The organism is Marinobacter maroccanus (assembly GCF_002933275.1).
GTDB lineage: Bacteria > Pseudomonadota > Gammaproteobacteria > Pseudomonadales > Oleiphilaceae > Marinobacter > Marinobacter maroccanus.
The window spans coordinates 187,285-211,426 of the sequence record NZ_PSSX01000004.1; the positions used below are offsets into that span (position 1 = coordinate 187,285).

The window sequence follows — 24,142 nt, forward strand, 5'->3', positions numbered from 1 at the left end:
TAGGTTGCAGACTCTAGGTTCGGAGCATAGCGTAGCGTTCATATTCTTTTCGAACGTTTCCATTCTCGGAGAAAACAACATGAATACTCAGAAGCTGCTGAACATGGCACTTAATGGCGTGGATGTGATTGGCTACCGGCTGGACCAGTACGGAATCACCGGCAAGATCAACCGCCACAACATTGCTGCTTTTCTGGCGGCAGAGCAGAAGCATCTGGAAGGTGAATGGGACAGCATTCAGGTACGAGTGAACCGTCGCCGCTCCCAGGTTGAAAGGATTACCCACGAAATCGAGTCTCGCAAAGACGCCCTGATCGGCCCGGTGATCTCCCGAATCAACCGGTTCCGCGCCAGTCAGTGAGTATTTACGCCGGTGGATTGAGAGGCGGCTCGGGTGTCCCCGGCCGCTGAATCTGCTGGCTGCTCGGCCTGGGCCGCACGAATGCGTTTACGGGCTTCGGTAAAGGCGGGAATTTTCACCGCTACGGTCAGCCCCGGCGACTCTTCCCCGGGGTGGGTATCGCTCAGAACAATCTGCCCCTGATGTATCTCCGCAACAGCGCTCACCAGGCTCAGGCCCAGACCATTTCCCGGTAGCGAGCGACTCTTGCCCACCCGGTAGAAACGCTGGAAAACCTGGTCCTTCTCGGCGTCGGGAATACCGATGCCACTATCCCGAACTTCAAAGACTGCTTCAGCACCCTCCCGCCGAACGGAAACGCCAATCACGCCATGCTCGGGCGTGTATTTGATCGCATTATCAATCAGGTTGCTGACCATCTGAAACAGGAGGTCCCGGTCGCCCTCAATCATCACTCCGCTTTCAAGACCTTGCTCAAACGACTGGTCCTTATCCTCTGCCAGAGCCTCGTAGAGCTCACAGGCATCGGTTACCAGCTCATCCAGCGACACGGGTTTCATATCCGCGGTATTACCCCGGGTTTCCAGGCGGGCGATGCGCAACAAGGCGTTGAAGGTAGCCAGCAACTGGTCGGCTTCTGCCACGGCCCTGCCGGCCTGCTCCCTCGCCTCGTCGTTATCCACCGACATCAGGGTGTTTTCCAGCTGGTTACGAAGCCGGGTCAGGGGCGTGCGCAAATCGTGGGCAATGCTGTCGGAAACGTGCCGAATACCTTCCATCAGATACACAATCCGGTCCAGCATCTGGTTCAGGTTTTCCGCCAGCTGGTCGAAATCATCGTCGGTGCCGCGGGTTGGAATTCTCAGGGACAGGTGGCCGTTCATGATCCGGCGGGAGGTGTTGTTGATCACCTCGATGCGCCGGGTCGTGCTCCGGCTCATCAAAAAACCACCGAGTAACGCGAGGGCAAGGGTGATGCCCATCCCCCAGTTGATGGCGGTTTCAATCACCCGCTTCAGGTTGGTGAGCTCGTCGACATCACGCCCCACCAGCAGGCGCAAGCCACCCTGGACCTCGAAGATTCGGGCGCGGGCCAGGCGTTCGGGCCCTGTCCACCCTACCGATTCATTCAGGGTGAAATTGATCCAGCCACTCTCGGAACGGCTGCCTTCCGGCCAGGTTTCGATGTTGCCGGCCAGCTTGAGGAAGTCGTCGGTGGTCAGCAGGTAAATGGATTTGGCGTTGGGGTCGCGGGCAACACGCTCACGAATGATGGTGATCAGGCCGTTTACGCCACGGCCGCGGTACTGCTCCGCCAGACCGGCGATTTCCGCTTCGATGGTTTCGTCGGTCTGGGCGGTCATGAACCCCGCCGTACGCCAATAGATAAAGGCCAGTAACAGAAATACCGAGGTGGCAAATACCACCATGTACAGCAGGGCTAGCTGGAAGGACGAGGTCCTGAGCTGGCTAAGCAGTTTCACGTAACATGTACCCTGCACCCCGGATGGTCTGCAGTAAGGGTGTATCGAATTCCTTATCGATCTTGGCTCGAAGCCGGCTGATGTGCACGTCAATCACGTTGGTCTGGGGATCAAAATGATAATCCCAGACTTTTTCCAGCAGCATGGTCCGGGTCACAACCTGACCGGCATTGCGCATCAGGTATTCCAGCAAACGGAATTCCCGGGGCTGAACATCAATGTTCTGTCCGGCCCGCTTGACGGTCCGCGCCAGCAGGTCCATTTCCAGGTCCGCCACCCGCAATACCGTTTCAGTCTCTGCAGACTGACGATTACGCCGCACCAGGGATTCAATACGTGCGAGCAACTCGGTAAACGAAAACGGCTTGGTCAGGTAATCGTCCCCGCCGCCTCGTAAACCTTCAACACGGTCGTCCACATCACCCAGGGCGCTGAGAATCAGAACCGGCACCTGGTTTCCGGTCGCACGCACCGTCTTGATGATGGACAAACCGTCCATGCCCGGCAGCATGCGGTCCACAATCATGATGTCGTAATCTTCGCTGGCCGCCATCATCATGCCTTCCTTGCCATCGGACGCATGATCGACCACGAAGTCGGATTCCTTCAGCCCTTTGACAAGATAATTTGCAACGTCCTGATCGTCTTCGATTACCAGCGCTTTCACCGGCTCTCCTCCCGATAGCGGATTACAGTAACGACAAGGGTACGAAGAAGTTGGCAACCCGGCCAGTTACGATCTTGTAAGAGGGTGTCGCCAATGGCGACGGTCAGACCTTACCTGCAAACCAGCCGAGACTGTCACCCGTCGCCCCCGTGGGCCGGTATTCCGCGCTTACCCAGCCGTCATAACCCATGGCATCGATGGCCTCAAAAACATTCGAAAAGTTAATCTCCCCGGTGCCAGGCTCATGCCGCCCGGGATTATCGGCAAATTGAATGTGGCCGATCCAGGGCAGCAGGCATTCCATCGAGCGCACCAGATCCCCTTCCATGATCTGCATATGGTAGAGGTCATATTGCAGACGCACGTTGTCTGCATCCACTTGCTCAATCAACGCGAGCACCTTACCGGAGGTATCCAGAACAAAACCGGGCATGTCCACTCGAGAGTTAATGGCTTCCAGGCACAGGGTGATGCCCTCGTCCGCCAGCCTGGCCGCTGCCCAGCCGACATTATCCACCAGCGTCTGCCAGGCAATGTCATCGGAAACATGGTCTGGCTTCAGCCCTGCCAGGCAATTCAACTGGCGGCAACCCAGAGCGCGAGCATAGTCAATCGCCTGATCCACACCGGCCTGGAACTCTTCAACCCGGTCCGGCAGGCAAGCGATGCCCCTTTCACCGGCACCCCAGTTACCGGGTGGCAGATTAAACAGCACCTGAGTCAGTTTGTTGTCATTCAGCATCTGACTGAGCAGCTCTTTGGGATAGGCGTAGGGGAACAGATATTCCACCCCCTCAAAACCGGCGGCCCGGGCCATGGCAAACCGCTCGGGAAAGTCCACTTCGGTGAACAGCATGGACAGGTTGGCAGCAAAACGGGGCATGGCGTATTTACTCCTTCGGGCCGCGGCCAAGGGAGCCAAGCAGGGCACCGTTCAGATGCTCCAGCTCCAGCAGCAGGCCACTGTGGTCGACATCACTGTGGCCATTGGCCACCAGCGACAGGTATTCATTATGAGTCTGCTGGGCCAGCGGCAGGGTTAACCCTTCCGCACGGGCCTCATCCAGAATCATCCGCATGTCCTTGAGCTGAATCCGCGCTGGCGCGCCAGGCGCAAAATCCCGGTCGATCATCCGCTGCCCGTGCAACTCCAGAATCCGGCTACCGGCAAACCCGCCCAGTAACGCCTCCCGCACGGCCGCAGGATCCGCACCGCCTTTCGCCGCAAGCAGCAGCGCCTCGGATACGGCACCAATGGTGATTCCAACAATAGCCTGATTGGCCAACTTCGCCAGCTGCCCGGCGCCAACAGGACCGATCCGCGTGCATTTGCCGAGCACTTCAAACACCGGCCTGGCGCGATCCACATCCGCTTCCGAACCCCCAGCCATAATACTCAAACGAGCCTCAGCCGCGCCCAAAGTACCTCCGGAAACCGGCGCATCCACATAGCCAGCGCCCCGTTCAGCAGCCAACTCAGCATGGCGACGGGCCACGGAAGGCTGGATGGAACTCATATCAATTACCAGCGCCCCTGGTTTCAGGGCATCAATCACGCCCTGAGCCACCAACACCTGCTCCACCACATCGCTGTTCTCCAGCATGGTGATCACCACGTCCGCGTTGGCAACCGCCTCCGCCGGGGATTCGGCAATGGTTGCCTCCGATGAAAAGGGCTCGCATTTGCTGGACGTGCGGTTCCACAAGGTCATCGGGAAACTCGCTTTCAGGAGATTTCGCGTCATGGGCTCACCCATGAGTCCGATACCAAGAAATGCGATATGGGGTTTAGTCGAGGTCATGGTTAGTTGGCCTTACTCAAAGGTTCGGGGCGTGGTTGGGTGGCGCCTCCCAAAACTGTGCGGAGCCAGGGATGGCGGAGCCCAAGCGCCACATGGATGTGCCGCAAGGAGCGTGTTTTGGGAGGCGCCACCCAAGCACGTCTTCCACAAAAGTCAGATAGCCGATTATACAAACAAAAACGCCACCAACCGGAACCGGTGGTGGCGTTTTAACTTTTCCAGCCTTTAGAGACTAGCCAATAACTCAGGCCGCCTCGGACATCTGCATGCGAATCTTCTTCATCGCATTCTTCTCGAGCTGCCGGATACGTTCCGCCGACACGCCGTACTTGTCCGCCAACTCATGCAGCGTGGATTTGCTCTCGGACAACCAGCGCTCCCGCAGAATATCCTGGCTGCGCTCATCCAGCTGCTCCAGAGCCTGCATCAGACGACCGTTGGAATCGTCGGACCAGTCGGCGTTCTCAAGCTGGGTTGCCGGGTTGCTGCGAGCGTCTTCCAGATAATACGCCGGTGCCTGATAGGCGTTGTCGTCATCGTCATCCTGCGGACCGTCAAACGCGGTATCCTGGGAAGCCAAGCGGCCTTCCATCTCCCGGACAACCTTGGGCTCGACACCCAGATCCGCGGCAACCGCGTTCAGCTCATCATGACTGAGCCAGGCAAGCTTTTTCTTCTGGCTGCGCAAGTTGAAGAACAGCTTGCGCTGGGCCTTGGTAGTGGCTACTTTCACGATCCGCCAGTTGCGCAGAATGAACTCGTGAATCTCTGCCTTGATCCAGTGCACCGCAAAGGAAACCAGGCGCACGCCGTATTCCGGATTGAAGCGTTTGACCGCTTTCATCAGGCCGACGTTGCCTTCCTGGATCAGGTCGGCCTGTGCCAGACCATAACCGGAATAACTCCGGGCAATGTGAATCACAAAGCGCAGGTGAGACATAACCAGCTGACGGGCGGCTTCCACATCGCCCTCATAATGGAGCCTTTCAGCCAGCTCCCGCTCTTCATCCACTGTGAGCACCGGGATGCGGCTCGCAGCCTGAATATAAGACTCGAGATTCTGACCCGGAACCAGTCTGTCAACCAGTTGTAAACTCGTACCCATGCTCTAACCTCCGAACCCAACGGCCCTTAAATATACCAATTGCCACTTAGACCGCCAAGAACCCTGAAAGTTCCCGAAATCTCCAGTAAAACGTTTTAAATCAACTATCTGGAAATTTCACCGTGGCTTTGCTGACTCTCAACCTACGCCAGCAGAAGCTGTTTCTTCAATACGCTTTTACCGCTATCCAGATCACCCACTTCCGGCAATATCACCCGGCTCCATGTCATCCAGATGACGTTTCACCGCTACCCAGGCGCCCAGCCAGCCTAGCAGCATCGCAACAATTATCAACGCCAGGGCCCCATCAAACTGCAAACCGTCGAGGGAGAAATCGCTCCGATACAGCCCTGCCAGCCGCTCTATGGGCCCGCTGAGCCACCAGAGTGACATTTGCAATAATATAAGAGCCACAACCCCACCACCGAGCCCGAACCAGGCGCCGGTGTACAGAAAGGGCCTGCGAACAAAGCTGTCTGTCCCGCCCACCAGTTTCGCAACCAGGATTTCGTCCCGGCGGCTCTCAATGGAGAGGCGCACGGTGTTGCCGATCACCAGCACAACCGCAGCGGCGAGCAGGATCGCCAGCGCCCAGACGGCACGGGCAAGAAGATCGGTCATGGCGTTCAGGCGCTGCAACCAGCCCAGGTCCACCTGAACCCGCTCTACGCCTTCCATGCCCTCGATAAACCGCACCAGCCCCTCCACACCTTCGGTGGAACGGGCGCCTTCCTCCGGAGTAATCAGCAGGGTGTGCGGCAGCGGGTTGTCTTCGAGATAATCCAGTGCATCCTCCAGGCCCGATGAGGCCCGGAACTCCGCCAGCGCCTGGTCCCGATCAACCAGCTCGACGCCGGCCACCCGGCCGTCTCCGGCAATGTCATTGCTCAACACCCGCGCCCGTTCAAGCGGCACATCCAGTTCAATATAGGCGGTCACCCGGGCACTGCTTTCCCAACCCGCGCTAACGCCTTGAAGGCTGGTAAGCAACAACAGCAATGCCACCGGCAAAGCCAGAGCAACCCCCATCACTGTCCACGTCATCAGGCTGGCCACCGGATTACGCCAGAGCCGGCGGGCGCTATCCTCGGCAACCTTGCGATGATGGGTGAAATAGCTTTCAGCCTGCTCGCGCCAGGGCGAACGGGCCTTGTTGGCACCCCGTGCAGGTTGTGACTTCTTGCGCGAATCAGCGGCCACTGGCACCTCCGCCAATAACCGAGGCGCCGCCGGTAACCAGACGGCCATGATCCAGCTTCAGCGTTCTCCGACCCATCTCGTTAATCAGGGCGATGTCGTGGGTTGCGATCAGTACGGTAACACCTACCTGACTGAACTGCCCGAACAGGTTCATGATGTCGGCAGACAGGGCCGGGTCCAGGTTACCTGTGGGCTCGTCTGCCAGCAGCACCGGGGGCTTGTTCACCACCGCCCTGGCAATACCCACGCGCTGCTGCTCCCCGCCGGAAAGCTGCATCGGGTTCATTTTTTCCTTTTGCAGCAGCCCCACCTTGTCCAGGGCAGCACGCACACGCCGGCCCGTGTCTCTGGGCGACGCACCCATGACTTCCAGAGGCATGGCGACGTTGTCGAAAACGGTACGGTCAAACAGCAGCTGGTGATTCTGGAAGACCACACCAATGTGGCGCCGAATGTAGGGGATCTGACGGCGGGGCAGGCGGTTCAGAACCTGCCCGCCTACCACAACCTCGCCGGCACTGGGGCGCTCCATCACCATGATCAGCTTCAGCAGGGTACTTTTGCCAGCGCCGGAATGGCCGGTCAGAAACGCCAGCTCGCCACGCTCCAGGCCAAAATTGACCTGCCGCAGGGCGGTGTGATCACTGTCGTAACGCTTGGTGACCTGGCGAAACTCAATCATGGGCGGCTTCCGCGCGGCTGGATTCCGGGCTACTCGTCAAACAGGGCGTCCACAAAGGTTTCGGCATCAAAGCTACGCAGGTCGTCCACCTGCTCACCAACACCAATATACCGGATGGGCAACTGCAACTGACGGGCGATGGCAAACACAATACCGCCTTTGGCCGTGCCGTCCAGTTTCGTTAACGTAATGCCGCTCACGCCGACGGCCTGCTGGAACACCTGGGCCTGACTCAGGGCGTTCTGGCCGGTGCCCGCATCCAGCACCAGCATCACTTCGTGGGGCGCGGATTCGTCCAGCTTTTTCATCACCCGGACCACCTTCTCCAGCTCCTGCATCAGGTTGTCCTTGTTCTGCAGTCGACCGGCGGTATCGGCAATCACCACATCAACGCCACGGGACTTGGCTGACTGGATGGCGTCAAAAATCACCGAGGCGCTGTCAGCGCCGGTGTGCTGCGCCACAACCGGAACGTTGTTGCGTTCACCCCAGACCTGCAATTGCTCAACGGCTGCGGCACGGAAGGTATCGCCAGCGGCCAGCATGACCGACTTTCCTTCGTTCTGGAATTTCTTGGTGAGCTTACCTATGGTGGTGGTCTTACCCACGCCATTTACGCCCACCATGAGAATGACATAAGGCGTCTTTCCGGAGTCGATCTGCAACGGCTTGGTCACGTCCTTCAGCAGCCCATGCAGTTCATCCCGCAAGGCCTTGCGCAGGGCCTCGCCGTCCTTGAGCTGATTGCGCTCGAGCTTGTCTGTGAGCGAATCAATGATTTCGGAGGTGGCGGTAACACCCACGTCGGCCATCAGCAGCGTGGTTTCAATTTCCTCGAGCAGGTCCTCGTCAATTTTCTTGCTCAGGGAAAACAGGTCCGACAGGCCGCCGGTCAGGCTTGCCCGGGTCTTGCCCAATCCGTTTTTGATTCGCTCGAAAACGCTGACCTGGGGCTCGGGTTCCGGCGCTTTCTCCGGCTCTTCTGCCGGGGCGGGCCCAGGTGACGGTTGCGGCTCGGCGGCGGCAGGCGCTTCACTCTCGCCTTTTTCCGGCGCAGGTGCAGGCCCTTTGGCAACCTCGGGCTTGCGCTGTGGCACCGGCTTCGGGCGTGGCGCCCGGCTTCGGTTACCAGCGATATCCAGGACAAATACGAGCACAAGAAGGGCCAGAAGGCCGATTGAAATCCACTCTGCCGTCATAAAAGTCTATCCATCAGTCTGAATGGGCGGGACAAAGAAAGCCGGTATTCTAGCAGACTGTCCCGGTGAAGTGAGGGCCGCCCCGATTATCGCGCCGGGCCAGGTTTCCGGTAAGATGCGCGCAGATACCCAGAACCCAGCACACTCCCGGAGCCGCGACTATGGCGCGCCGAAAATCCACAAGCCAGAGCCCGTCAAAAAGCACCCCTTCCGGTCGAGGTGCGGCTCCGGCACGCACCAATATCGGCACTGGTGAACTGCGAATCATCGGCGGTGACTGGCGCAGCCGGAAACTGCGCTTTCCCGATGCCGGTGGCGTACGGCCAACGCCCGCCAGAACCCGGGAAACCCTGTTCAACTGGCTTGCCTTTCACCTCGCAGGCAGCGACTGCCTGGATCTGTTCGCCGGCTCTGGCGCGCTTGGATTGGAGGCCCTGTCCAGAGGTGCCGCACGAGCAACCCTGGTCGATCACACCCCGGCCCTGGCGAAGGCGCTCAGGGACAACCTCAGGCTGCTGAAATCCGAGGGTGGTGAGGTGGTGTGCTCAGATGTGGAGAGCTACCTGCGCCAGAGAAACCGCCCGCCATTCGACATCGTTTTCATGGATCCGCCGTTCCGTCAGGGTTGGCTGGAAAAACTGTTTCCGTTGCTCGACGAGCAGGCCTGGATCAAACCCGGCGGCTGGATTTACGTGGAACACGAGAGCGAATTGCCAACCCCGGCGGTGCCTGCATCCTGGCAGCTACATCGGCAGAAAAGCGCTGGCCAGGTGACCTACTCCCTGTTCCGGATCATTTCCGGGTCGGAATGAAAAAGGGATCAGATGAAAGCTTTCATCTGATCCCCGGATTCACCGCCGAAGCAGGTTCAGGTCGATTTTCTGCGCCGGATCAGGCCGAGGGCCGCAGCGAGTACGCTCTGAGGTGCTCGGCAAACTCCTCAAGATACCGGATACCGCTGGCTTCCGCCTCCCGGCACCACTCCATCAGAGCATTCAACTTGTCCTGAGGCTTGAGCCCACGCTGACGCCAGAGCGCCTGCAGCTCGTGGCTCTTCTCATAGATCTGGCGCAGCACCGCGTTACGCTCCAGCACAGACTCGAGAGTTTCCTTCTCTTTCGGATGGATAAGCGTAATTTCCCGTGAAAGCAGCTGCTTGAGCTTCCGGTAGCGGGGACGGATTTCATCATCCATCAGTGACTTCTGCTGGCGCAACACCGGCTCCATAACGCGCTTGCGGTACTGGCGCATGATGTCGAAGCGGTTATTGGCGATTGCCTGAACGGTTTCTACGTCCACCTCCAGCTTGCCCGGTACATGGTGGGCAATCGGACGAAAGCCCTTGGGCTTGGCCAGCCCGAACAACTGGAACAGACGGATGTAACCCCAGCCGATATCCACTTCAAACCAGCGACGGGACAGCTTGGAGGAATTCGGGTAGGTGTGGTGGTTGTTGTGCAGCTCTTCACCGCCGATCAGAATACCCAGGGGACTGATGTTGCGGGCGTTATCGGCACATTCGTAGTTCCGGTAACCCATCCAGTGACCAATGCCGTTGACCACACCGGCAGCCCACACCGGAATCCACATCATCTGCACCGCCCAGATCCAGATGCCATGAACGCCGAACAGAGCCAGGTTGATCACCGCCATCAATGCGATGCCGAGCATCCTGTAGCGGCTGTAGACATTCCGCTCTACCCAGTCTTCCGGGGTCCGCTGGCCATAACGCTCGAGGGTTTCGGGAGTTGCCGACTCGGCGTAGAGTTCAGCGCCCTCAAACAAAACCTTGCGAATGCCCAACACTACCGGGCTGTGGGGATCTTCCTCGGTTTCGCACTTGGCGTGGTGTTTGCGGTGGATAGCCGTCCATTCCTTGGTGTTCTGGGCGGTGGTCAACCAGAGCCAGAACCGGAAAAAGTGTTTCAGAGCCGGATGCAAATCCAGCGAATTGTGCGCCGAGTGGCGGTGCAGGTAGAGCGTTACACTGACAATCGTGACGTGGGTCATTCCGAGGGTGACCAGAATGAGCTGCATCCACGACAGGTCAAGAAGACCGTTAAACCACATAGAAAATCCTCAAATCATTATCTTTGGCCCGAGGCCAACACGACCACTTTAGCGTACAGCTGTAAGCCACAACAACAGCATTTGGATGCAAAATTGTTACTGATTACACTTACCTGTTTACCATCGGAGATTCCCGCCCGTGCCTGAACTACCTGAAGTTGAGACAACCCGACGGGGTATTGCTCCCCATTGCGAAGGCGAGACGATTGTCCGTGTTACGGTGCGCAACGGTAGCCTGCGCTGGCCTGTTCCGACAGATCTTGGCGAGAAACTGGAAGGTCAGGTTATAAGAAGTATAGACCGACGGGCCAAATATTTGTTCCTCAACATGGACCAGGGCACCGTGATTGTTCACCTCGGCATGTCGGGCAGCCTGCGCATCATCACCAACAACACGCCTCCTCTGACCCACGATCATATCGACCTTCAGTTGCAGTCAGGGGTCATCCTGCGATTCAACGATCCCCGCCGGTTTGGCTGCTGGCTCTGGGCCGACTCTGCCAATGAGCACTCGCTGATCAGCCATCTTGGCCCCGAACCCCTTGCCCCGGAATTTAACGGCGCCCTGCTATTCAGGTTATCCCGAGGCAAAAACACGCCGGTAAAGTCCTTCATCATGGACAACCATGTAGTAGTCGGGGTTGGTAACATCTACGCCAACGAAGCCCTGTTCAAATCGGGTATTCACCCCCGACGCAAAGCCGGGCGAATCAGCCTGGACCGCTATCACAGGCTGACAGAAGCCATCCGTGAAACACTCAGCGCCGCCATACTGATGGGCGGAACCACACTGAGAGACTTTGTGAACAGTGATGGCCAGCCCGGCTATTTTGCCCAGTCTCTGCTGGTGTACGGTCGCGGCGGCCAGCGCTGCAAGGAATGTGGGACCTCGCTGAAAGAAATCCGGATGAACAACCGCGCAACGGTTTATTGCCCACGCTGCCAGCGTTGAATGCTTACGAGATGGCACATTCAGCAACGAAAAATCGTTTGAAAATGCGCAAATATGATTCATAGTTAACAGAGGATTAACGCCCAAGGTTTATAATGGGATGGTATTTAGGGCCAAAAAGCTCAGGAGACAGTACGATGACCCGCAAGATTTCCCGCACCCTGGTGGCCACTTTAGCGGCCTGCCTTTTGGCATTCTCATCCCTCGGGCATGCTCAAGCCGTGGATGAAACCCCGTCAGCACTGGCCATGACCGGCGACGCGATTTTTGTTCGCCCGGCACTGCTGGCAACCACCATTGTGGGCAGCGCTGTCTACCTGGTATCCCTGCCCTTTTCACTGCTGGGCGGCAACGCCGATGAAGCCGGTGAGGTCCTGGTGATGGGTCCTGCGAAGGCGACCTTCGTACGCTGTCTTGGTTGCACCCGCACCGGCAAGAAGCCCGAGACGGTCCAGACCAGCGACTGATCCGGCTCCACCGGACAAGCCTCCGTACTATCACGGCTTGCCCCAACGAGCGAACTGCGGCAGCCTGAAGAAAATTCTTCAGGCTGTTTTGCTCTATGGTTGACTGGTCTTCTCTACAAACAGTGTTCCTGGATATGGACGGAACACTGCTTGATCTGCATTTCGATAATCACTTCTGGCTCGAACACCTGCCAGCTCGCTACGCCGAGCACTACGACCTCCACCCCCAGGAAGCAAAAGACCGCCTGATTCCGATGATCATGGCTGAGCGTGGTTCGCTGAACTGGTACTGCACCGACTACTGGAGCGAGCGACTATCCCTGGACATCACCGGCCTGAAAGCAGAAGTGGGCGACCGGATTGGTTACCGGCCGCACGTCACCGATTTTCTGGATGCACTCAGGCAATCCGGTCTCCAGTCGGTGATCGTCACCAACTGCCACCCGGACCCACTGGCCCTGAAGCTTCAGCGAACAGGCCTGGATACCCGAGTGGATGCCATTGTCTCCAGTCATCAGCTTGGCAAGCCCAAGGAGGATCCGTCGTTCTGGAACGATCTCCAGCGCCTGGCGCCCTATCGGGCTGAAAATACCCTGATGGTTGATGACAGCTTCCCGGTGCTGGAAAGTGCCCTCGCAGCCGGCATTGGCCAATGCCTTGCAGTACTGGCGCCCGACAGCCAGCAGGAGGCACGGCAGCGACACCCGGAAATCCCCTGTATCCATCACTTCGATGAAATTCTTCCAGCCCTTCGCCAACGCTCGCCCCTGCCATCCGGCCCATGACAGGGTTATAATTGGGGCACAAGCCCATCAGGTGAGGAGACATGACGGCATCAACCGCTGACGACCAACGTGTAAGACTCGATAAATGGCTCTGGGCCGCCCGCTTTTACAAGACCCGCTCCCTGGCCAAGGAAGCGATTGAGGGAGGCAAGGTCCATTACAACAGCCAGCGCTGCAAGCCCGGCAAGCTGGTGGAAACCGGCGCAAAACTGACGCTACGCCTGGGCTGGCAGGAAAAAATCGTTATTGTTGATGACATCAGCGACCGGCGCCGTGGTGCGCCCGAAGCTCAAAAGCTCTATCACGAAACCGAAGCCAGCGTTAAGAAACGCGAGGAATTGGCCTGGCAGCGGAAGACCATGCAGGCAGCGCAGCTTCCTCCGGCCAGAAGGCCCTCAAAGAAAGACCGGAGGGATATCCAGCGCTTTCGCGAACAGAACGGCCTCTGAACCTTTTTCATCCCCGCCCTCAGTCAACGTGCAACAGACCGGCATTCAGTATTCGGGAGACACAACATGGCAGCCCGCGACCAGTTCCAGCGCTTTATTTTTGAACACAGCCAGGTGCGGGGAGCCTGGGTGCAACTTGCCGACAGCTATCAGGAAATTGGCAGCCAGGCGCCCTATCCGGACACCGTTCGGGAACTCCTCGGGGAAGCCCTGGTGGCGAGTATTCTTATGAGCAGCACTCTGAAGTTTGAGGGCACGCTGTCGGTCCAGGCCCAGGGAGAAGGCCCGTTGCGCACACTGATGGCCGAGTGCAGCCACGACCGCCACATCCGTGGGCTGGCCCGCTTCGACGAGCATGCGGTCAGCGAGGACAGTTTCCATGATCTGCTCGGTGAAGGCCGTATGGCCATCACGATTACGCCAAACCGCGGCAACCGCTATCAGGGCGTGGTACCCCGGGATCAGGACACCCTTGGCGGCTGTCTTGAGGAATACTTCGATCGTTCGGAACAGATTCCCACCAGCCTGTTCCTGTTTGCCGATGAAAACGGCGCCGCCGGACTGATGCTCCAGCGCCTGCCGGGTGCAACAGAGGAAGACGAAGACCTCTGGGACCGGGTAAACCACCTGGCACGGACAGTGGAAGCCGGCGAGTTGCTGGAACTGGACAGCGAAACCCTGCTCCATCGCCTGTTCCACGAGGAAACTGTGCGGCTGTTCGATGCCGAGCCGGTCGCCTTCCGGTGCAGCTGCTCCCGGGAGCGCACCCTCGGCGCCCTGGAAGCCATTGGCCGTGAAGAGTGCTACAGCATTCTGGAGGAACAGGGCTCCATCGAGATGGACTGCCAGTTCTGTCACGCTCACTATCGCTTCGATAGAAATGATATTGATCATCTTTTCACCGGTCATACGCTACACTAGAAATACGTTCGATTCGCCGGGAAACCGCTGATAGCAAGGCTTTCCGGGCAGTCGTTTTTTACCGGCGTCTCTGGCATAATAGCGCGCCTGAATTGACCCGATTGCTCAGATTTCCGTCAATTTTGGGGGGCGGCCTGAGCAATCACTAAGACATCCCGAGGGCGAGGTCGAAGTGAGCAACACTTATAATGATCTGAGTACAGCACGACTGGTCGAGGTGGCACTGGCACGTGAAGAAGGCCAACTGGCATCCAACGGTTCCCTGGTCGTAAAAACCGGCGACCGCACAGGCCGGTCTCCCAAGGACCGTTATATTGTCGAGGAGCCCAGCACCTCGGACGATATCCACTGGGGTCCGATCAATCGTCCTTTCGACGCTGAAAAATTCGACGCCCTCTGGGACCGCGTTGAAGCCTACATCGCCGAGAAAGACCAGTTCGTCTCTCACGTTCATGTCGGTTCCGACCCGGAACACTATCTGCCGGTTAAGATGACCACCGAGACCGCCTGGCAGAATCTCTTTGGCCGCAACCTTTTTATCCGCCCGGAAAGCTACAACCCGGCAGACAAGCAGGAATGGCAGATCCTCAACGCCGCCAACTTCGAGTGTGTGCCCGAGCGCGATGGCACCAACAGCAACGGCTGCGTGATGATCAACTTTGCCAAGCGCAAGGTTCTGCTGGCTGGCATGCACTACGCCGGCGAAATGAAAAAGGCCATGTTCTCGGTACAGAACTTCCTGCTGCCGGAAAAAGACGTGCTGCCCATGCACTGCTCCGCCAACGTTGGTGAAGACGGCGAGACCTGCCTGTTCTTCGGCCTTTCCGGCACTGGCAAGACCACCCTCTCCGCCGATCCGCACCGCTTCCTGATCGGTGACGACGAGCACGGCTGGGGCCCAGGCACCGTATTCAACATCGAAGGCGGCTGCTACGCCAAGTGCATCGACCTGTCCCGGAAAAACGAACCGATCATCTGGGATGCCATCCGCTTCGGCGCCATCGTTGAGAACGTAACGATCGACCCGGAGACCCGTGAGCCGGATTACACCGATGTGTCCCTCACCGAAAACTCCCGCTGCGCCTACCCGCTCGAACATGTTGAAAAACGTGTGATCGAGAATCGCGCCGGTGAGCCTTCGCACATCGTCTTCCTGACCTGTGACATGACCGGTGTTCTGCCGCCGGTATCGATCCTGAGCCGCGAAGGCGCCGCTTACCACTTCCTGAGTGGCTACACTGCGCTGGTCGGGTCTACCGAAATGGGTTCTTCGTCCAAGCTGAAGTCCACGTTCTCCACCTGCTTCGGCGCGCCCTTCTTCCCGCGTCCGGCCGGCGTTTACGCTGAGCTTCTGATGAAGCGGATGGACGAGTTTGGCAGCAAGGTCTTCCTGGTCAACACCGGCTGGACTGGTGGTCCCTACGGGGAAGGTCAGCGGTTCAGTATTCCGACCACTCGCGCCATCATCGCCTCGATCCAGAACGGCGATCTGGACGACGTGGAAACCGAGCACCTGCCAACCCTGAATCTGGACGTGCCCAAGCATGTTCCGGGCGTGGACACCGAGCTGCTGAACCCGCGCAACACCTGGGTAAGCCCGGATTACTACGATGGCAAGGCCCAGGAATTGATCAGCCAGTTCGTCGAGAACTTCAAGAAGTTCGACGTGGCGGATTCAATCGTCGAGGCCGGTCCGAAGCTGAGCTGAAAAGCTGAGAAGGGGGTCAGATGAATGCTTTTATCTGACCCCGGACCAAAAAGCGCCCTGCGAAAGCACGGCGCTTTTTTTGTATGATAAGGGAAACCAATCAAGGAAATGGCCTCATGAAACAGCGCCTGCGACAGCTCTTTTCTCCCCTGCTCAAACCACTGGAATCCGGGAGAGTCGGTCCCAGCTACAAGGATTCACATCGAACCGTTCTGAACGTAGTGGGGGTACTGTTTCTCTTTCTGGCAAACGTCTCTGCCGTAGCGCTGGTGTTCACCGGCAAGGCCGGCGCCCTGATTCCGGTACTGGTGTTTCTGGGCATTGGCGGAGTATGCGTGATTGTCGGAACCCTGGGCTCGGACGTCGCTGTCTCGAAGATGTGGGGCAACCGCTAGCGGTTGCCCCTGGTAACCGGATCAGGCGTAGAACAACAGCGGCACAAAGGCCACCAGCACCAGCGAAATGCCCATGGCAATCAGCGGCATGATAATTCGCTCATGGCGCTGATAGAAGGTCCCCGTTTCCTGTTGCGCCGCCAGCACTTCCGCCTCGCCAACCACCTGCCGGGTCAGCAGGTGGTTCAGGGCCACCGGCGGGCTCAGGTAGCCCAGCTCGAATGCCACCAGGGTCACCATCCAGAAATGGATCGGATGAATGCCACTGGAGTAGGCAATCGTGGCGACCGTGGCAGTCACCAGGATCACCGCACCGAACGCATCCATGATCATGCCCAGGATTACCAGGATCACCACCATCAGCAGCATTGCCGACCAGGCACTGTCAAACGACTGCGGGAATGCCTCCATCAGGTGAGCCCGTTCGATCACCCCACCGATGCTGACCGACAGGCCCAGCAACAGCAGTAGTGCGCCAATTTCCGCCGTTGTATCGTTGGTGGCACCACGGAGACTTCGTTCCAGCCCCTGGTGGTTGATTTCCCCCGAGGCTTTTCCTTTCCGGTTTTTCAGGCTGACGTGCTCATACACAAGGATTGCCAGCATGATCACAGGCAGCAGCCTTGGCGCCGAGAACTCATCCATGCTCACATCCAGTGCCAGACGGTAGAACAGCACCACGGCAGCGATTACCAGGACGTAGGGAATCAATGGTTTGAGAGCCTGCGTCATCGCCGGGAAGGCCTCTGCAGAAGGCGCCAGGTTGAACTCACTCTGGCGGTTCACACTCAGGGCCACCATCGCGAACATGGTGGCAGTCAGCACGAACACCCAGATACCCCAGCCAAACAGCTCGTCGGTGGTAACTTCCCGGTTCAGATAGGCGATCACCACCACCAGCAGGCAGGGCCGTAAAACCACACCCAGGGAGCCGGACATGGCGGTCGCCGCCAGGGCCAGATGGCGCCGGGCCCCCGCGGCACGCAGCTCACTGTAGATCACGGCGCCGGCCGCGATCACAAAGATGCCGGAGGCACCGGTGTAGGCCGTGGGCACGGCAGCAACCAGAACAGCCACAACCGCCAGCATCTCCGGCGGCATGCGCCAGGGCCGGAAGACATTGAACACCAGGGTGGCCAGGCGGGTCTGCTTCAGCATCATGCCCACCCACACGTACAGACCGACATTCAGGAACATGTCGGACAGCTCCATCATCTTGCCGAGATAGATCCCAATCCCCGAGGCGTGCCCGATCAGGGCGAAATAGGTGCCGGATATCAGACACATGACCGTGTAGAGCGGAACGGCCAGGAAGGCCTTGTTCAGGTTTCCGCCTTCCTCAAGATCATCAGGCACACGGAACAGCCGGTAAAGGCTGGCCAGCGTCAGGCAGGCGAAACCGACAATCCAGAAATTGTGCAGTAACAACTCTTCCGATGAAACAGCAGTGTCCGAGCCCAAACTGGATTGGCGGAAGATCGCGCTTGAGCCCAACAACATGGCATTGGCGATGGTTTGCAGGGTATGGGAGACGGTGTAATCCAGCCGTGTCTCCATGGCACGCATGGCGATATGGTGGCGGGTCAGGGTCGCAGTCACCGCACACAACATAACCAGGATCACCAGAATGAAACGCTGGGACTCCAGGCCAAAGGCAATCAGGTCGGCAATAAACAGTTCGACGGCCCGATAGGCTTTCACACCCGGTGTCAGCTGGTCACTGAGATTCTCGAAATTCCGGTGGGCCTCGCGGCAGTCAGCAACCGCCCGTTCGATCGCGAGCCGGACATCGGCCGGGTCTTTTTCCTCGGCGCCCAGCAACGCCGCCATGGGGTCGTTCGTCTCGGCATCGGCGGCCATTTCGGCAGCTACCGCCGCCTCAATGTCCCGGTTCGGGTCGCAGGTGGGCTGAACCGGGTCCATCCGCAACTTGTAATAGCCACTCCAGAGCTGCTCGCCCCCGCGCAGCATCTGGTTGTGGATGTCACTGCTCGTGGAGAAGATGACCACCGCCAGCAACAGCAGACAGGCCGGCAGCGATGAAAACCACTCCAGCCCGCTACGATGAAAACTGCCCTTCGACATAACTGATTACTCTGGGTGGGGAGTGGTTACAGCAGATCGTCCAGATCCATGGTTTCAACCTCTTCCTGCTGGTCATCCCAGAAGGTGCCGAGCTGGCCCATGGGCGTACGATGCCCTGTGTTCTCGACCCAAAGACGATCAGACACCGCGACAATCATATCGGTGGCCATGGCGTCCACGAACCGCCACTCCTCGTTGGCCGGTGTACTCTCGATCGATTCGGCATGATCGCGGATCACCGACCGGACCATGGCCTCGTCACCCTTGTTCAGGGCCGCGATGGCGTGGAACACGTGCGGCAAACGCACGCCCGCAACCTCGCCCTGATCATCTGCAATCGCCAGCCGCTCGAAAGCGTCCTCACCCTCGGGCTGGGCGCCGGGTATCATCGCCCAGACCGTTGCCCGCAAAGCCATGGGTGCGCCCCACCATTTTTCATTATCAAGACAGCTCGTGGCACGGGCGGCAATGGAGCCAACGTTGGCCGGTACGCCAATGGACGAGGTGGACTGAATCTGGGCATTGAGCGCCTGAAGACCGGACAGCAGGCCGGCCATGTAGATAAACTCGTCCATGTCGTCATCGAAATCCGGGCATTCGCCGTCCGCGGGATTGCCGTAATGGGCATTGTGGCGCTGCCAGGCCGTGTAATAACGCCGGGCGGCAACGGTATGGGCCCGCTTCTGGCGAATCATGGCATCTTCGGCAGCATTCCCGTTCATGGCGTGCATGGCGGCAAGGGCAGCCAACTCATGCTCCCTGGCCTCTTCCTCGGCACAACCGCCGGCCGAGAGGTAGAGCATTACCGCCAGCTGGTCCGGTTCATTGGTGACACGACCGAAGGACATCAGCAATGGCGCAGTCGCCTCGCTCATGGCGCAGCCCATGGCCAGGTCATTACTCTCCATCAGAAAGGGCACCGTGTGATTCCGGGAAAAGCCCTGCATCACATCCCCGGTGGTCTTGTAAATCATGTGATTGACCACGCCGCAGCCGCTCAGGACAACACTGGCCGTGAAAGCCGCCACAAGGTTACGTACACAGCGCACGGAAAAGAGCGTCTTGCGGGAGGGATTCCGGAAATGGGTCATACCTTCTTCACCTTTTGCGTTTTTTGTTCTGATGCAGTTCTGCTGCGATCCCACGGTCCAGACTCTGTCGGCCGAAGCGGTTTGTTACAGACTGTAACCAGCCACGCATTATGGCGTACGAGGTCCTGTTTTTATGCGACCGATGCCGCAAATGACGCCAAATGACACACACTTCCGCCGCCCACGGGTTTGCACAATGGGCCAGGAGCCACTATAGATTGAAGCAACCGTGAGTCGTTGTGATTCCGGCCAGGACCAGACTGAACAAACATAAATACAAAAAAAGGAGTATCCGATGCGCAAACCTGAACTCGCCGCGGCCATTGCCGACCGCACAGGCTTGACCCGAGACAAGGCCAGCGAAGTGATTACCGCGTTTACCGACCAGGTGTCGGCAGCCGCCTCAAGAGGCGAAGATGTCACCCTTATCGGCTTTGGCACCTTCAATATCCGCAGTCGCGAGGCGCGGGATGGACGCAACCCGCAAACCGGCGAGACCATTCGCATCCCTGCCAGTAAAACTGTGGGCTTCAAGGCCGGCAAGGCTCTGAAAGACGAAATACGCTAGTCAGGCTCAGGCCCGCAGACGCGGGCCTGATAAATTCCCGTCTCAGGTGCCTGCAACGGAGGCACACTCGGAGCGGGTGGCATCGACCCGGCACCGAATCGCTTTCATCAACTTGATGGCGCGCTCATCGTAAACACCGTCCTCCAGTAACGACAGGCGTACCTTGCGCAGCATCTTGTCGTATTCGGCAGTGTCCTCCTGAGGCAACTGCATCCAGACCTCTTCCGGAATCTCCGCCTCTGCCTGGGCGATGATTTCGTATGCCTCGTCAATGCGTTTGATCGCCTGGTCGCGCACCATCTGACCGGCGGAATCCGGGAACCGGTCCCGGTGGATGATCACCTGGAAGTTCATGTACCCCAGGGCATATTTGACCACTGCACCGTTTGGCTGCACGCCCTTGTACAGTTCCAGCGGGGTGTAGGCGACAGCCGGGGCATAAGCCAGGTCAACGCTGCCGTTATTGAACTTGCCGGCAAAGTTCGCGGAATTGGAGCCCACCACGGATGCGCCCACATGGCGAACCATCCGCACGGATGCCTGATCGTAGTCCAGGGTAGCAATCCGTTTGCCCTGGAGCTTCTCGACCGAATCGATACTGCGGTCACGGGTGTGCAGGTAAATGGCTCCCCCCGGGAACACGCCGGCCACTTCGTAAGGACCATCAATCAGGAACGGCCGGGCCTTGGGTTGGCTCAGGGTGTTATACAGCAGCCGCATTTCCTCTTCGCCAGGCACTGCGCCCATGGCTTCAAGGCTGCCAGTGAACTTGTTGAATTCCCGGGCACGGGTGCCGGTAAGCAGAACGGCATCGCACTGCCCCGCCTTGAAGTCCTCGGCGGCCACCTTCTCATCGGTGTAGGCACGAAGCTCCAGCTTGATGCCGTTTTTCAGGGCAACCGGCTGGAAGGTCTTGGTGATGGCAAACAGGGGGCCATTGGCACCAACCGGATCAAAAACGCAAAAACTGCGTTCCAGAGGCTCATTCTGTGCCTGCGCCAGCCCCATCGAGGGGAACACCAGACTGGCACAGAGGGCAGCCGCCTTGGCTACCCGCTGGGGGAGATTTGCTGATTTCACGGGATGACTCCTGGTTATTATTGTCGGGCGCCGGACTATCCATAGGTACCGGTCAGGCCACGTTTTCCTTGGTCGACCATAGGGCGACGGCTACAAGAATACGTTGGCACAGGTGCCTGCCATCAAGGGTTTTTCAGCAACAGGGAGAGATTCTGTGATGGTGTCGACAGAGGTTCCGCAACCTCTGCCGCACTTTCAGACAGTATGACAGGATCAGATCGCGGGCTGGGGCCAGGCCTTTCGACCCTCACACAGGGTGAGTCTGACAATACCTGGCAATTCGCGGTCAGTCACCGGGGCGTGACGACCGGCCGAAACCAGTGTTTTCGAGTCTGGTGTCCAGAAGGCATCGGGATCGAACAGGCAAAGATCGGCCGTTTCACCCTCCGCGAGCCGGGCCGTTTGGCCAAGCACGGAAGCCGGACCGGTGGTCAGCGCACGGATCAGGTCAGGCAGCGCCAGCTCATTCATTTCAACCAGCTCCAGACCCAGCGACAGTACACTCTCGATACTGGACAGGCCGGGCTCGGTGGCCGCCATGGGAGCCTGCTTGGCGGCGGTATCATGGGGCTGATGCTGGCTGACGATGGCATCAATCACGCCTTCCCGGACACCGGCAATCAGGGCCTTTCGATCGCTCTCGCCTCGTAGTGGCGGCCGGACATGGAAGCGGCTGTCAAACCCCGCCAGGGCGTCCTCGGTGAACACCAGCTGGTGCATGGCCACATCGGCGGTTACCGCAATACCGCGGCTACGGGCATCGGCCAGCATTTCAACACTGCGACCGCAGGATAACTGGCTCAGATGCAGACGAACACCGGTTTCCTCTGCCAGCAACAGCATTTCCATCACCGCCGCGGTTTCCGCCACTTCCGGAATACCGAGCAGGCCCAGCCGCGAGGTCACCAGACCATCATGAGCGTAGCCATCGGCGGCCAGGGCCTGGTTCTCGGGGCTGAACATCACCGTCAAACCAAAGGTCTGGGCGTAGGCCATGCACCGGCGCAAAATGCGGGCATTGCGCACTCCCCGGGAGCCATTACCCACGGCGACACAGCCCGCCGAGGCCAGGCCGGCCATGTCGCTGAGCAGATCGCCCTCAAGCCCCCGGGTAATGGCACCGATGGGCAAGACCCGGATCGGCGAGCGGCTGGCAGCACCATCACGGATCAGGTGGGTGACGGCACTGGAATCGTTCACCGGTGACGTCTCCGGCGAGGCGCACACCGTGGTAAACCCGCCATGGGCCGCTGCAAGGGTTTCCGAGGCAATATTACCTTTCTGGCCATTACCCGGCTCACGGAGGTTACAGCACAGATCGATAAACCCCGGCGTGATCACGCCGTTTTCGGCGCTGATGGTCTCGTCGGCCGATTCCCGGGCGGCGGCTTCGCCCATCGCGGCAATACGGCCGTCCCGAATCAGCAGTGCGGTACTCTCCTGCTCTTCGCCCTGACCATCGAACAGTCGGCCTCCGGTGATTTTCAGACTGCGTCCGGATGTGTTGACACTGCTCATGTCTGGCCCCTCTCACTCAGTTTCTGCTGGCGTTCAGCCACCTGCCCACCCATGGCCATGGACATGACCGCCATCCGGATGGCAATGCCGTTGGTGACCTGGTTCAGAATCACCGATTGCGGCCCGTCGGCCACTGCCGATTCAATCTCAACGCCCCGGTTAATAGGTCCGGGATGCATAACGATGCATTCCGGGTGAGCCAGGGCCAGTTTCTGCTGATTCAGGCCGTAGAGCCGGTAGAACTCCCTCTCGCTGGGCAGCAATGCACCTTCCATACGCTCTTTCTGAAGCCGGAGCATGATCACCACATCCAGATCCTTCATCCCCCGGGCCATATCGTATTCCACAGTGCAGCCCAGGCTTTCCACGTCTTTGGGAAGCAGGGTACCCGGGGCAATGACCCGGACTTCCCCGGCACCCAGCTCGTTGAGGGCCCGGATCTGGGAGCGGGCCACCCGGGAGTGCAGCACGTCGCCAACAATGGCGACTTTCAGTCCCTCGAACTGCCCCTTGTGCTGGCGAATGGTGAGCATATCCAGCATAGCCTGGGTCGGGTGCGCATGACGCCCGTCACCGGCGTTGATAATGGCGACCCCCGGGGTAACGCTCTCGGCAATGAAATGCGGCGCTCCACTCTGGGAGTGCCGGACCACGAACATGTCGCTGGCCATGGCTTCGAGGTTGAGCAGGGTGTCCGACAGGGATTCGCCCTTGGATGTGGCGGAAGTACTGATATCCAGGTTGAGCACATCCGCAGACAGTCGCTTGGCCGCCAGCTCAAAGGTGCTGCGGGTACGGGTGCTGGATTCGAAAAACAGGTTCACTACGGTCCGGCCACGAAGCAGCGGCACTTTCTTGATGGTTCGCTCACCGACCTCGATAAAGGAATCTGCCGTATCCAGGATGTCGGTCAGCAAGGCGCGGTCAAGGCCGTCGAGGGTGAGGAAGTGCCGCAACTGACCATCCCGGGTCAGCTGCAAGTGGTGCGGGGAGGAGTCGTTCGCGGTCATGGGTCGCCTGTTATCTGATTCGGAGGTTTATTGTCCGGCTTCCTGAAGCTCGATACGGAGCGGGTCGGGGCCACGCAGCTTGACGCGCTGATGGGATTCCAGCGCCATTGTCTTGCCAGCCACATCCGGCTGGATGGGCAGTTCCCGGGCGCCAAGGTCAATCAGGGTGGCCAGTATGATACTGGCTGGGCGGCCATAATCGAAGATCTCATTCATGGCGGCGCGGATGGTCCGGCCGCTCATGATGACATCGTCAATCAGGATGATGTCCCGGCCTTCGGTATCGAAGGGCAGGCTTGAGGGTTTGACCCGGGGGTTCAGGCCGATGCGGCTGAAATCATCGCGATAGAAGGAAATGTCCAGTTCGCCGAACGGCTCTTCGATACCCAGGCGCTTGCTGAGCACATCCGCCAGCCAGACACCTCCAGTCCTGATACCGATCAGAACCGGTGATTCCACGCCCCGTTGCTCAAGCGCCTGACGCAGCCCGGATTCCATCTGGTCCAGCAACTGATCAATATCAAGCAATGCCGTCATTAGTTC

Annotated in this window: 25 protein-coding genes; 10 read left to right on the forward strand and 15 right to left on the reverse strand. The window is 58.9% G+C overall.

All coding sequences use genetic code 11. The annotated features are described in order from the left end of the window. Window positions 1–79: 79 nt before the first annotated feature. Window positions 80–361: a hypothetical protein gene (locus tag KEHDKFFH_RS06930; RefSeq protein ID WP_104321239.1), complete on the forward strand. Its 282-nt coding sequence runs from the start codon at window positions 80–82 to the stop codon at window positions 359–361. On the opposite strand, the gene KEHDKFFH_RS06935 is transcribed toward KEHDKFFH_RS06930, so the two are convergent. From KEHDKFFH_RS06935 to ftsY, 8 genes are all read right to left on the reverse strand, one after another. Then, window positions 355–1,845: a HAMP domain-containing sensor histidine kinase gene (locus KEHDKFFH_RS06935; RefSeq protein WP_104321240.1), complete on the reverse strand. Its 1,491-nt coding sequence runs from the start codon at window positions 1,843–1,845 to the stop codon at window positions 355–357. The two genes, KEHDKFFH_RS06930 and KEHDKFFH_RS06935, sit on opposite strands and share 7 nt — an antisense overlap. Beyond that, complete coding sequence (locus KEHDKFFH_RS06940; protein WP_104321241.1) at window positions 1,832–2,512, reverse strand: winged helix-turn-helix domain-containing protein; 681 nt, start codon at window positions 2,510–2,512, stop codon at window positions 1,832–1,834. Before KEHDKFFH_RS06940 ends, KEHDKFFH_RS06935 begins: the two co-directional genes overlap by 14 nt. A gap of 103 nt (window positions 2,513–2,615) precedes the next feature. Continuing rightward, window positions 2,616–3,395 (reverse strand): hydroxypyruvate isomerase, encoded by a 780-nt coding sequence (hyi, locus tag KEHDKFFH_RS06945; RefSeq protein WP_104321242.1) that lies wholly within the window; start codon window positions 3,393–3,395, stop codon window positions 2,616–2,618. 7 nt (window positions 3,396–3,402) lie between these two features. Continuing rightward, entirely contained in the window at window positions 3,403–4,314 is a 912-nt protein-coding gene (locus KEHDKFFH_RS06950; RefSeq protein WP_104321243.1) for an NAD(P)-dependent oxidoreductase, read from the reverse strand. Window positions 4,315–4,558: 244 nt separating this feature from the next. Beyond that, window positions 4,559–5,419: an RNA polymerase sigma factor RpoH gene (gene rpoH / locus KEHDKFFH_RS06955; RefSeq protein WP_104321244.1), complete on the reverse strand. Its 861-nt coding sequence runs from the start codon at window positions 5,417–5,419 to the stop codon at window positions 4,559–4,561. A 192-nt stretch (window positions 5,420–5,611) separates the two neighbouring features. Then, window positions 5,612–6,619, reverse strand: coding sequence for a permease-like cell division protein FtsX (gene ftsX / locus KEHDKFFH_RS06960; protein WP_104321245.1), 1,008 nt, complete (start codon window positions 6,617–6,619; stop codon window positions 5,612–5,614). Then, window positions 6,609–7,301, reverse strand: coding sequence for a cell division ATP-binding protein FtsE (gene ftsE / locus KEHDKFFH_RS06965; protein WP_104321246.1), 693 nt, complete (start codon window positions 7,299–7,301; stop codon window positions 6,609–6,611). Before ftsE ends, ftsX begins: the two co-directional genes overlap by 11 nt. A 29-nt stretch (window positions 7,302–7,330) precedes the next feature. Beyond that, the gene (ftsY, locus tag KEHDKFFH_RS06970) at window positions 7,331–8,500 is read right to left on the reverse strand and encodes a signal recognition particle-docking protein FtsY (RefSeq protein WP_104321247.1); all 1,170 of its coding nucleotides are present in this window, start codon (window positions 8,498–8,500) and stop codon (window positions 7,331–7,333) included. 161 nt (window positions 8,501–8,661) lie between these two features. Between ftsY and rsmD the strand changes: the two genes are divergently transcribed. Further along, on the forward strand, window positions 8,662–9,312 hold the full coding sequence (gene rsmD, locus KEHDKFFH_RS06975; protein WP_104321248.1) for a 16S rRNA (guanine(966)-N(2))-methyltransferase RsmD: 651 nt from the start codon (window positions 8,662–8,664) through the stop codon (window positions 9,310–9,312). Window positions 9,313–9,391: 79 nt separating this feature from the next. Here rsmD and KEHDKFFH_RS06980 read toward each other — a convergent pair whose 3' ends face one another. Then, complete coding sequence (locus tag KEHDKFFH_RS06980; RefSeq protein WP_104321249.1) at window positions 9,392–10,570, reverse strand: DesA family fatty acid desaturase; 1,179 nt, start codon at window positions 10,568–10,570, stop codon at window positions 9,392–9,394. A gap of 139 nt (window positions 10,571–10,709) precedes the next feature. Here KEHDKFFH_RS06980 and mutM point away from each other — a divergent pair, with 139 nt between their 5' ends. The 7 genes from mutM to KEHDKFFH_RS07015 all read left to right on the forward strand — a co-directional run bounded on the left by mutM (window position 10,710) and on the right by KEHDKFFH_RS07015 (window position 16,247). After that, window positions 10,710–11,522: a bifunctional DNA-formamidopyrimidine glycosylase/DNA-(apurinic or apyrimidinic site) lyase gene (mutM, locus tag KEHDKFFH_RS06985; protein ID WP_104321250.1), complete on the forward strand. Its 813-nt coding sequence runs from the start codon at window positions 10,710–10,712 to the stop codon at window positions 11,520–11,522. A 137-nt stretch (window positions 11,523–11,659) separates the two neighbouring features. Further along, the gene (locus KEHDKFFH_RS06990; protein WP_104321251.1) at window positions 11,660–11,989 is read left to right on the forward strand and encodes a hypothetical protein; all 330 of its coding nucleotides are present in this window, start codon (window positions 11,660–11,662) and stop codon (window positions 11,987–11,989) included. A 95-nt stretch (window positions 11,990–12,084) separates the two neighbouring features. After that, window positions 12,085–12,774, forward strand: a complete 690-nt coding sequence (gene yrfG / locus KEHDKFFH_RS06995) for a GMP/IMP nucleotidase (RefSeq protein ID WP_104321252.1) — start codon at window positions 12,085–12,087, stop codon at window positions 12,772–12,774. Between the two features lie 41 nt (window positions 12,775–12,815). Further along, the gene (hslR, locus tag KEHDKFFH_RS07000) at window positions 12,816–13,223 is read left to right on the forward strand and encodes a ribosome-associated heat shock protein Hsp15 (RefSeq protein WP_104321253.1); all 408 of its coding nucleotides are present in this window, start codon (window positions 12,816–12,818) and stop codon (window positions 13,221–13,223) included. Between the two features lie 66 nt (window positions 13,224–13,289). Beyond that, a complete protein-coding gene (gene hslO / locus KEHDKFFH_RS07005; RefSeq protein ID WP_104321254.1) occupies window positions 13,290–14,144 on the forward strand; it encodes an Hsp33 family molecular chaperone HslO in 855 nt (284 codons plus the stop codon). 172 nt (window positions 14,145–14,316) lie between these two features. Continuing rightward, a complete protein-coding gene (locus KEHDKFFH_RS07010; RefSeq protein ID WP_104321255.1) occupies window positions 14,317–15,852 on the forward strand; it encodes a phosphoenolpyruvate carboxykinase in 1,536 nt (511 codons plus the stop codon). A 116-nt stretch (window positions 15,853–15,968) separates the two neighbouring features. Continuing rightward, window positions 15,969–16,247: a hypothetical protein gene (locus tag KEHDKFFH_RS07015; RefSeq protein WP_104321256.1), complete on the forward strand. Its 279-nt coding sequence runs from the start codon at window positions 15,969–15,971 to the stop codon at window positions 16,245–16,247. A gap of 21 nt (window positions 16,248–16,268) precedes the next feature. On the opposite strand, the gene KEHDKFFH_RS07020 is transcribed toward KEHDKFFH_RS07015, so the two are convergent. After that, entirely contained in the window at window positions 16,269–18,332 is a 2,064-nt protein-coding gene (locus tag KEHDKFFH_RS07020; RefSeq protein WP_104321257.1) for a TRAP transporter large permease subunit, read from the reverse strand. 26 nt (window positions 18,333–18,358) lie between these two features. Beyond that, window positions 18,359–19,423: a hypothetical protein gene (locus KEHDKFFH_RS07025; RefSeq protein WP_104321258.1), complete on the reverse strand. Its 1,065-nt coding sequence runs from the start codon at window positions 19,421–19,423 to the stop codon at window positions 18,359–18,361. Between the two features lie 295 nt (window positions 19,424–19,718). Between KEHDKFFH_RS07025 and KEHDKFFH_RS07030 the strand changes: the two genes are divergently transcribed. Continuing rightward, entirely contained in the window at window positions 19,719–19,991 is a 273-nt protein-coding gene (locus KEHDKFFH_RS07030; RefSeq protein WP_064229608.1) for an HU family DNA-binding protein, read from the forward strand. 42 nt (window positions 19,992–20,033) lie between these two features. Here the strand turns inward: KEHDKFFH_RS07030 and KEHDKFFH_RS07035 are convergent, their stop codons facing one another. From KEHDKFFH_RS07035 to pyrR, 4 genes are all read right to left on the reverse strand, one after another. Next, window positions 20,034–20,999 carry a putative solute-binding protein gene (locus KEHDKFFH_RS07035; RefSeq protein ID WP_241956454.1) on the reverse strand — a complete coding sequence of 322 codons (966 nt, stop codon included), beginning with the start codon at window positions 20,997–20,999 and terminating at the stop codon, window positions 20,034–20,036. Between the two features lie 285 nt (window positions 21,000–21,284). Further along, window positions 21,285–22,589, reverse strand: coding sequence for a dihydroorotase (locus KEHDKFFH_RS07040; RefSeq protein ID WP_104321260.1), 1,305 nt, complete (start codon window positions 22,587–22,589; stop codon window positions 21,285–21,287). Continuing rightward, on the reverse strand, window positions 22,586–23,599 hold the full coding sequence (locus tag KEHDKFFH_RS07045) for an aspartate carbamoyltransferase catalytic subunit (RefSeq protein ID WP_104321261.1): 1,014 nt from the start codon (window positions 23,597–23,599) through the stop codon (window positions 22,586–22,588). The genes KEHDKFFH_RS07040 and KEHDKFFH_RS07045 overlap by 4 nt, the downstream gene beginning before the upstream one ends. 27 nt (window positions 23,600–23,626) lie before the next feature. Next, window positions 23,627–24,136, reverse strand: coding sequence for a bifunctional pyr operon transcriptional regulator/uracil phosphoribosyltransferase PyrR (gene pyrR / locus KEHDKFFH_RS07050; protein ID WP_064229604.1), 510 nt, complete (start codon window positions 24,134–24,136; stop codon window positions 23,627–23,629). Window positions 24,137–24,142: the final 6 nt, after the last annotated feature.

Excerpts from the sequence above, each read along its gene's own strand:
- KEHDKFFH_RS06930 (WP_104321239.1), top strand. The coding sequence starts at position 80 with ATGAATACTCAGAAGCTGCTGAACATGGCACTTAATGGCGTGGATGTG.
- hyi (WP_104321242.1), bottom strand. The coding sequence starts at position 3,395 with ATGCCCCGTTTTGCTGCCAACCTGTCCATGCTGTTCACCGAAGTGGAC.
- KEHDKFFH_RS06950 (WP_104321243.1), bottom strand. The coding sequence starts at position 4,314 with ATGACCTCGACTAAACCCCATATCGCATTTCTTGGTATCGGACTCATG.
- rpoH (WP_104321244.1), bottom strand. The coding sequence starts at position 5,419 with ATGGGTACGAGTTTACAACTGGTTGACAGACTGGTTCCGGGTCAGAAT.
- ftsE (WP_104321246.1), bottom strand. The coding sequence starts at position 7,301 with ATGATTGAGTTTCGCCAGGTCACCAAGCGTTACGACAGTGATCACACC.
- ftsY (WP_104321247.1), bottom strand. The coding sequence starts at position 8,500 with ATGACGGCAGAGTGGATTTCAATCGGCCTTCTGGCCCTTCTTGTGCTC.
- rsmD (WP_104321248.1), top strand. The coding sequence starts at position 8,662 with ATGGCGCGCCGAAAATCCACAAGCCAGAGCCCGTCAAAAAGCACCCCT.
- KEHDKFFH_RS06980 (WP_104321249.1), bottom strand. The coding sequence starts at position 10,570 with ATGTGGTTTAACGGTCTTCTTGACCTGTCGTGGATGCAGCTCATTCTG.
- KEHDKFFH_RS06990 (WP_104321251.1), top strand. The coding sequence starts at position 11,660 with ATGACCCGCAAGATTTCCCGCACCCTGGTGGCCACTTTAGCGGCCTGC.
- yrfG (WP_104321252.1), top strand. The coding sequence starts at position 12,085 with ATGGTTGACTGGTCTTCTCTACAAACAGTGTTCCTGGATATGGACGGA.
- hslR (WP_104321253.1), top strand. The coding sequence starts at position 12,816 with ATGACGGCATCAACCGCTGACGACCAACGTGTAAGACTCGATAAATGG.
- hslO (WP_104321254.1), top strand. The coding sequence starts at position 13,290 with ATGGCAGCCCGCGACCAGTTCCAGCGCTTTATTTTTGAACACAGCCAG.
- KEHDKFFH_RS07015 (WP_104321256.1), top strand. The coding sequence starts at position 15,969 with ATGAAACAGCGCCTGCGACAGCTCTTTTCTCCCCTGCTCAAACCACTG.
- KEHDKFFH_RS07020 (WP_104321257.1), bottom strand. The coding sequence starts at position 18,332 with ATGTCGAAGGGCAGTTTTCATCGTAGCGGGCTGGAGTGGTTTTCATCG.
- KEHDKFFH_RS07025 (WP_104321258.1), bottom strand. The coding sequence starts at position 19,423 with ATGACCCATTTCCGGAATCCCTCCCGCAAGACGCTCTTTTCCGTGCGC.
- KEHDKFFH_RS07030 (WP_064229608.1), top strand. The coding sequence starts at position 19,719 with ATGCGCAAACCTGAACTCGCCGCGGCCATTGCCGACCGCACAGGCTTG.
- KEHDKFFH_RS07035 (WP_241956454.1), bottom strand. The coding sequence starts at position 20,999 with ATGGGGCTGGCGCAGGCACAGAATGAGCCTCTGGAACGCAGTTTTTGC.
- KEHDKFFH_RS07040 (WP_104321260.1), bottom strand. The coding sequence starts at position 22,589 with ATGAGCAGTGTCAACACATCCGGACGCAGTCTGAAAATCACCGGAGGC.
- KEHDKFFH_RS07045 (WP_104321261.1), bottom strand. The coding sequence starts at position 23,599 with ATGACCGCGAACGACTCCTCCCCGCACCACTTGCAGCTGACCCGGGAT.
- pyrR (WP_064229604.1), bottom strand. The coding sequence starts at position 24,136 with ATGACGGCATTGCTTGATATTGATCAGTTGCTGGACCAGATGGAATCC.